General features: G+C 78.0%; 5 protein-coding genes. 1 reads left to right on the forward strand and 4 read right to left on the reverse strand.

All coding sequences use genetic code 11. The features are described from left to right. The 4 genes from ABT106_RS30700 to ABT106_RS30715 all read right to left on the reverse strand — a co-directional run. Positions 1 to 1034 (reverse strand): condensation domain-containing protein (locus tag ABT106_RS30700; protein WP_351283992.1); only part of this gene is annotated, 1034 nt, incomplete at its 3' end. A 233-nt stretch (positions 1035 to 1267) separates the two neighbouring features. Further along, positions 1268 to 2254, reverse strand: coding sequence for a 4'-phosphopantetheinyl transferase family protein (locus tag ABT106_RS30705; RefSeq protein ID WP_351283995.1), 987 nt, complete (start codon positions 2252 to 2254; stop codon positions 1268 to 1270). 103 nt (positions 2255 to 2357) lie between these two features. Then, on the reverse strand, positions 2358 to 3320 hold the full coding sequence (locus tag ABT106_RS30710; RefSeq protein WP_351283998.1) for an SRPBCC family protein: 963 nt from the start codon (positions 3318 to 3320) through the stop codon (positions 2358 to 2360). Between the two features lie 69 nt (positions 3321 to 3389). After that, positions 3390 to 4724 carry a helix-turn-helix domain-containing protein gene (locus ABT106_RS30715; RefSeq protein WP_351284000.1) on the reverse strand — a complete coding sequence of 445 codons (1335 nt, stop codon included), beginning with the start codon at positions 4722 to 4724 and terminating at the stop codon, positions 3390 to 3392. Positions 4725 to 5374: 650 nt separating this feature from the next. Between ABT106_RS30715 and ABT106_RS30720 the strand changes: the two genes are divergently transcribed. Further along, on the forward strand, positions 5375 to 5923 hold the full coding sequence (locus tag ABT106_RS30720; RefSeq protein ID WP_351284003.1) for a flavoprotein: 549 nt from the start codon (positions 5375 to 5377) through the stop codon (positions 5921 to 5923). Positions 5924 to 6085 lie beyond the last annotated feature (162 nt).

The following is a 6085-nucleotide window of genomic DNA, read 5'->3' on the forward strand; positions in this document are numbered from 1 at the left end:
GGGTCTCGTCGCGGTGTGAGGTCGGCGGGGCGTACGCCTCGGTGATGAGCTGGCGGGCGCGGGCGTCGGCCTCGTCGGCGCTGAGCGGGGCGGCGTCCGGCGCCGCTGTGGCCGGTGCCGGGGCCGGGGCGGCCCACGGCGGTCGCGGGGCGGGCGGGGGGCGCGGTGCGCGTCCACAGTTCACGGGCGCCGGCGGCGTCCTGGCGGGCCAGCCAGCGGGCGTGGTCGCGCAGGTCGGGCCGGCGCTCGCCGCCCGGCAGGTCTCCCCCGGCCAGGTAGGCGCGGTAGAACTCGCGGAGCAGGAGGTGGACCCCGTACTCGTCGAGCAGGGCGCGGTGGCAGGTCAGCAGGATCCGGGCGGGCTCGTGCGCCTGACCCTCCAGCACGGCCAGGCGCAGCAGCGGCGGGCGGGCCGGGTCCAGGGCGCGGCCGCGGTCCGCTTCGAGGAGGTCCTGCCAGGCGGTGGCGGTGCGGGTGTGGTGGGCGATGGCGACGGCGGCGCGGGGGTGCAGGACCAGACGGGGCAGCGCTGTCCAGTCCACGGCGGCCCGCAGCACCGACTCCCGTGCGCACAGCGACTGCCAGGCCGCGTGGAAGCGGTCCCGGTCCAGGGGGCCGGACCAGTTCCAGTACACCTGTTCCAGGTCCTGGCCCCGGCCGGGAGGGCCGGCGGCGGCCTTCAGGAGCAGCTCGCGCTGGTACCCGGTCAGGGCGATGGGCTCGCCGGCGGCCGGGCCGGGGCCCAGGAGGTCGGCCAGCAGCCCGGCGCCGAGCGGCGCGGGGGCCGGTGCGGTGCCCCGCGGGGGGTGTCCGGGCAGGATGCGCAGGGTGTGCCGGGCGGGCCCGGCGGCCTCCACGGTGATCTGGAGGCGGCGGTGGCGCCCGGCGATCCACGCGGCGAACCGTTCGGCGTCCGTGTCGTCGCGCAGCCCGCGCAGTTCCAGGGTCAGGACGCTCCCGGGCGTGGCCGGGGCCACCTCGTGGACCACCGCGAGGACCGTCCCGGGCCCGTCCGCGGCGCCCGCGCCGCTCATCCGGTGCCCCGGACGGTGCGGGCCGGCGGGCGGCTGCGGCAGCGCCCCTCAGACCCCGGCACGGACACGGTCCGGCGGGCACGTCAGGCCGGACGGACTCCGCGGGACCGACGGGTGCTGCGGACCCTGCGGGGCCGTCCGGTCCGGCGGGCTCTGCGGGGCCGTCGGGTGCTGCGGGTGCTGCGGGTGCTGCGGGTGCTGCGGGCAGGGGGCCGCGGCGGGTTCCCTCGGGTTCACGGCGTACGCCTTCCCTCGCCCCGGCCGGAGGTGACCGGTCGCGGGAAGCGTAGTAGCGCCCCGGGCCCGGGCCCCTGTTCCTCGAGCGGGCCTGCAGCACTCCGCGAACCGGCGTCGACCCCCGCCTGCGCACCGGTCCCGCCGGCCGGGGCGGCGGAGGCGGCCGGGGTGTGCGGGGCGGCCGGGGTCTGCGGGGCGGCGGGGTGGCGGCGGTGGGCCTCGCTGAGCAGGTAGCGGTCCTGGACGAGGTGTCCGGCGACGCTCCACTCCCCCGGCGCGGCTTCCGTGCCGCCCGGCACGGTGGACAGGACCAGGCGGCCCCGGCCGTCGCGGGCGAAACCGAAGCCGGTCAGCGAGAGTCCGGCGCCCGGCCCCAGGGCCCGGGCGCAGGCCTCCTTCAGGCCCCACAGGGACAGCAGGCGGGCCCGCCGCTCGTCCTCGGGCAGCGCTGCCAGCAGCGCGCCCTCCCGCGCGGTGCACACCCGTTCCAGGAGCGGCCCGAAGGAGACGCCGGGGCCGGTGCGCTGCGCGTGGACGCCGATCGGCCCGGTGCGGCTGACGCCGACCACGATCAGCTCCCCGGCGTGCGCCCGGCTCACCTCCACCTCCCCGCCCGGCCCCCGCAGCACGGGCCGCCCGCCCGGGTGGCGGCCGAGTTCCAGGGTGTGCGCGGGGGCGTCCAGGGCGGCGGCGGCCGCGTACTTCACGACGGCGCGCGAGACGGCGAACCGCATCCGTCCGGTCCCGGCGGGCGTCTGGCGGTAGCGCGGCCAGTCGTCGCCGAGCAGCGGGCGCAGCGCGGGGTCCAGGAGCACGGCGGTCAGCCACTGCCCCCACGTCGTGCACACGACGGCCCGGCCCGTGTCCTGGAGCCGGTCGCCGACCTCGTCCCAGGGCCCCTCCGGGCCCGGGACGTGCAGGGGCGCGTCCGCGGCCGGCGGCGCGGCGGGGGCTCCGGGCGGACCGGAGCGGGCGGGGATCATCCGCGGCCTCCTTCTCGTGCGCGTACTCGTCGCGCCCGCGCTCGTGCGCGTGCGCGGGCGTGCCGCGGGCCCGCCCCGTGTCCGGCGGGGGCCCCTCGCGTGTTCATCGCAGGCGGCGCACGGTGTTCTGCGCGTGCCAGCGGGCCAGGCCCAGTGTCTGGGCGCCCGCGCGCCCGAGCCAGGTCCGTACGTACCGGCGGGCCTCGGCGAGGCCGGTGCCCCGGCCCAGGACCTCCTCGACGGCCTCTTCGCGGAGCATCACCTGCTGGGCGCAGACGGCCCGTACGCCGTCGCGGTCCGGCAGCAGGGACCACTCGCCGCTGTGCGCGGCGATCAGGCGGGGTGTCACCAGTTCCTTGTAGACGATCCGGGCGGCGGAGGGGAAGCACAGGCGCACCGCCCGGGTGCTGAGGGTGCGGCCGTCGGGGGTGGCGCAGGTGTCGAGGGAGGCGATCTGCACGCCGGGGGCGTCCTCGACGACGGTGGCGGCCTCCACGTGGGGGAGGCGTTCGGGCCAGTCGCCGATCCGGTAGAGGAAGTCGTAGGCCGGCTCGGCGGGGCCCTGGAGGTGCACGCTGTCCTCGAAGGACAGCAGCGTCGCGTCGAGGTGTTCCCAGCGTTCGGCGGTCTCCTTCAGGTGGGCGAGTTCGGCGGCCGGCTCCTGCTGCCAGCGGTGGCGGCTGCGGGCGGTCTCGGCGGCGGGCAGGTGTTCCAGGGTGCGGTCCTGGCGCAGTGTCAGCAGGGACCGGCCGGCGTCCAGGGCCTGGACCGTCCAGGTCCCGGTCGTGGGCGTGCCCGGCAGGGCGGTGTCCTCGCGCTCGAACCCGACGGTCCTGGACCGCGGGTCCAGCACGCGGCGCAGGTGGAAGGAGCGGACGCGTTCGCCCTCCACGTCCCACATCCGCAGCCGCTCGCGCACCCCGTCGAAGTCCATCCGCTCGACGTGGACGGGCGAGGGCAGCAGCAGCGGCCAGCGCACGGCGTCGGCCAGCAGGCCGTAGACCACGCCGGCCGGGGCGGCCACCGGCACGGTCTGCTCGCTGGTGTGCACGCGCTGCGAGGACATGGGCCGGCCCCCTTTCCTGGACGTCGGTACGGGTGCGCTCCAGCCTGCGTCAGGGGACTCGAGGCTTCCTCAACTCCCGGCGGCCGCCCCCCGGCCGGACGGGGCAGGCGCGGCGGGCGGGGCAGGCGCGGCGGGCGGGGCAGGCGCGGCGGGCGGGGCGGACGGGGCGGGTACGGCGGACGGGGTGGGTGGGGCGGGGGGTCCGGCCTGGGTGAGGGCGTCGGCCAGGACCCGCCAGATCTCGGCGGCGAGGTCGATGTTGGCGTCGTCCTGGGCCTGTTGGGCCAGGGTCCGCAGGCCCTGCACGCCGGCGGGGTCGCCGCCCAGGATGAGCAGCTGGTGGCGCAGGATCTCCAGCCGTACCTGGCCGCGGTAGGTCATCCTGGGCTGGTCGGCGGCCAGTTCGGCGAGGAGGGTGCGGGCCTGGTCGTAGTGGCCGGTGGCGAACGCGAGGTCGGCTTTGAGGGCGGTCAGGTCCTGGCGCAGGGCCGGGGTGCCGGCGAAGGCGAGGGCGGCCTCGGCCTCGGCGGCGCGGTGCGCGGCCGAGGCGGGGTCGGCGGGCAGCCGCTGCAGGTGCAGGCGGGCGGTGGTCAGGCGCAGCCGGATCCACAGGATCAGGTCCTCCTGGCTGGCGAAGCGGTCGAGTGCCTCGTCCAGGCAGGCCAGCGCGCCGGCGTGGTCGCCCTGGCGGACGCGGACGGCGGCGGAGGTCCACATGGCCTCGGCCCACAGGGCGTCGGTGCGGCCCTCCAGGAGAGCGGTCAGCTCGTCGGCGTACCCGCGGGCGTCGCCGATCCGGCCCGCCTCGGCCTGTACGGAGACCAGGGCGAGCAGGGCGGCGGCCCGGTCCTCCACGCCCAGTTCCTCGGCCAGGGCGATGCGGTGGGCGTCGACGGCGGCGTCCAGGGCGGGGGTGATCTCGCCGGTGGAGCGCAGGCAGCGGGCCAGGCGGGTCAGGCCCCGGACGCGGAGTTCGCTGACGTCGGCTTCCTCGCCGAGAGCGACGAGGCGGGTGAGGTGGTCGCGTTCGGCCGTGTGGTCGCCCTGGAGGCGGGCGGCCCGGGCCAGGAGCCACAGGGCCTGCCAGCGCAGTACCGGGTCTTCGTGGCCCTCGGCGGCCAGGGCCCGGCGCAGTGCCCCGGCGGTGTCGCCGGAGCCGGTGGACGCGGCGAGGGTGAGGGCGTGGACCAGGGATCCGGTGGCCTGTTCCTGGAAGTCTCCGGGTTCCAGGCCCAGCCGTCCGGCGAGGTAGTCCACGGCCCGGCCGGTGGGCTGGCGCGCGCCGGACTCCAGACGGGAGAGGTAGCTGGTGGACATGCCCTCGCCGGCCAGCGCCGTCTGTGACAGGCCCCGGGCCGTCCGCAGCTTCCTCAGGCGGTGTCCGAAGGCGGGCTGTCGCAGCATGAGCATCCCTGGGGTCGCGGGGAAACAATTCTGTCGGGAACCGGCACCGAGCGTAGGGTCGGCGGCAACACGCGGGCAAACCTTTGCCACCGGTTCCCCGCCCGTCTCGTGCGCACGTCATGCGGTCCTTGAGCGGTCCTCCACCCGAGCGAGGCAGACTCTCCAGAACCGGCCGTCGGACCGGCCGGTGACCTGCTGTTCTCGTATTCAGCGCCTTGGAGTCGACGATGAGGCCACCGGCGTGCGCACCGCACGTGTCCCGGACACCCGCAGCCCACGCCACAGCCCACCCCCCGGCCCCGCCCCGCGCGGCCCGGACGCCCGGACGGGCCCGCGCCGCCTACCCCGACGACGACATCGACTGGCCGTAACAGCCCCCGGCGGCGGGGGCCGCGGAGCAGCGGGGGCCGCCGGGGGCCGACCGGACAGCGGGGGCCGCCGGGGGCCGGCCGGACAGCGGGGGCGGACGGACAGCGGGGGCGGCCGGACAGCGGGGGCGGCCGGGGCCGCGGCGCGGGGAGGTGACCGTGCGCGCCGGACCGCGAAGCCGCCGGGCCTGGCGGCCTGTTGGCCTGGTGACCTGGTGCTCAGGCGCGGTGGCCTGGCGGCTGAGGCTGGGTGCGGGTCGCGTCATATGATCACATGACGGTATGACCACGAGGACGCTCTACCTGTTCTGTTCCGCAGCCCCGCCCGTCTTCGACGTGGCCCATGTGATCGAGGACGCCCAGGTCCGCGGCTGGGACGTGTGCCTGGGTCTGACCCCCACGGCGGCGCACTGGCTGGCCGGGAGCCTGGACGGGCTGGCCGCGCTGACCGGGCATCCCGTGCGCTGGCAGTACAAGCTGCCCGGTGAGGACGACGTGTGGCCCGCGGCCGGCGCGCTGCTGTTCGCCCCCGCCACCTTCAACTCGGTCAACTCCTGGGCCCTGGGCCTGACCGACCGGTTCGTGGCCGGCGTGGCCGCCGAGGCCCTCGGCAAGAACACCCCCGCCGTCGCCGTGCCCTGCGTCAACACCGCGCTGGCCGCGCACCCCCGGTTCGAGCAGTCCCTGTCCGTGCTGCGGGGCGCCGGCGTCGGGGTCCTCTACGGCGAGGGCGGTTTCACTCCCGGCCCGCCCGGCCAGGACACCCCGCCGCACTTCCCCTGGCAGGCCGCACTGGACGCCGTGGACCGGGCGGGCACCACCCCGCCCTGACACCCCCGCCCGGGGGCGGCCCGGCCCTCCCGGGGGCGGCTCCCCCGCCGCCCGGCGCCCGCCCCCCCCGCAGCCCCCGGCGGGCGGGGGCCGCGGGCGCCGGGGGCGGCAGGGCGGCGGGGGGGCGCGGGTTGGCCGGGGCGGGTGACCCCCCCGCCGTGG

The organism is Streptomyces sp. NPDC002044 (assembly GCF_040296725.1).
Lineage (GTDB): Bacteria > Actinomycetota > Actinomycetes > Streptomycetales > Streptomycetaceae > Streptomyces > Streptomyces antarcticus.

Bases quoted from the DNA above. Each gene is read 5' to 3' on its own strand.
- ABT106_RS30715 (WP_351284000.1), bottom strand. From the start codon at position 4,724: ATGCTGCGACAGCCCGCCTTCGGACACCGCCTGAGGAAGCTGCGGACG.
- ABT106_RS30710 (WP_351283998.1), bottom strand. From the start codon at position 3,320: ATGTCCTCGCAGCGCGTGCACACCAGCGAGCAGACCGTGCCGGTGGCC.
- ABT106_RS30720 (WP_351284003.1), top strand. From the start codon at position 5,375: ATGACCACGAGGACGCTCTACCTGTTCTGTTCCGCAGCCCCGCCCGTC.
- ABT106_RS30705 (WP_351283995.1), bottom strand. From the start codon at position 2,254: ATGATCCCCGCCCGCTCCGGTCCGCCCGGAGCCCCCGCCGCGCCGCCG.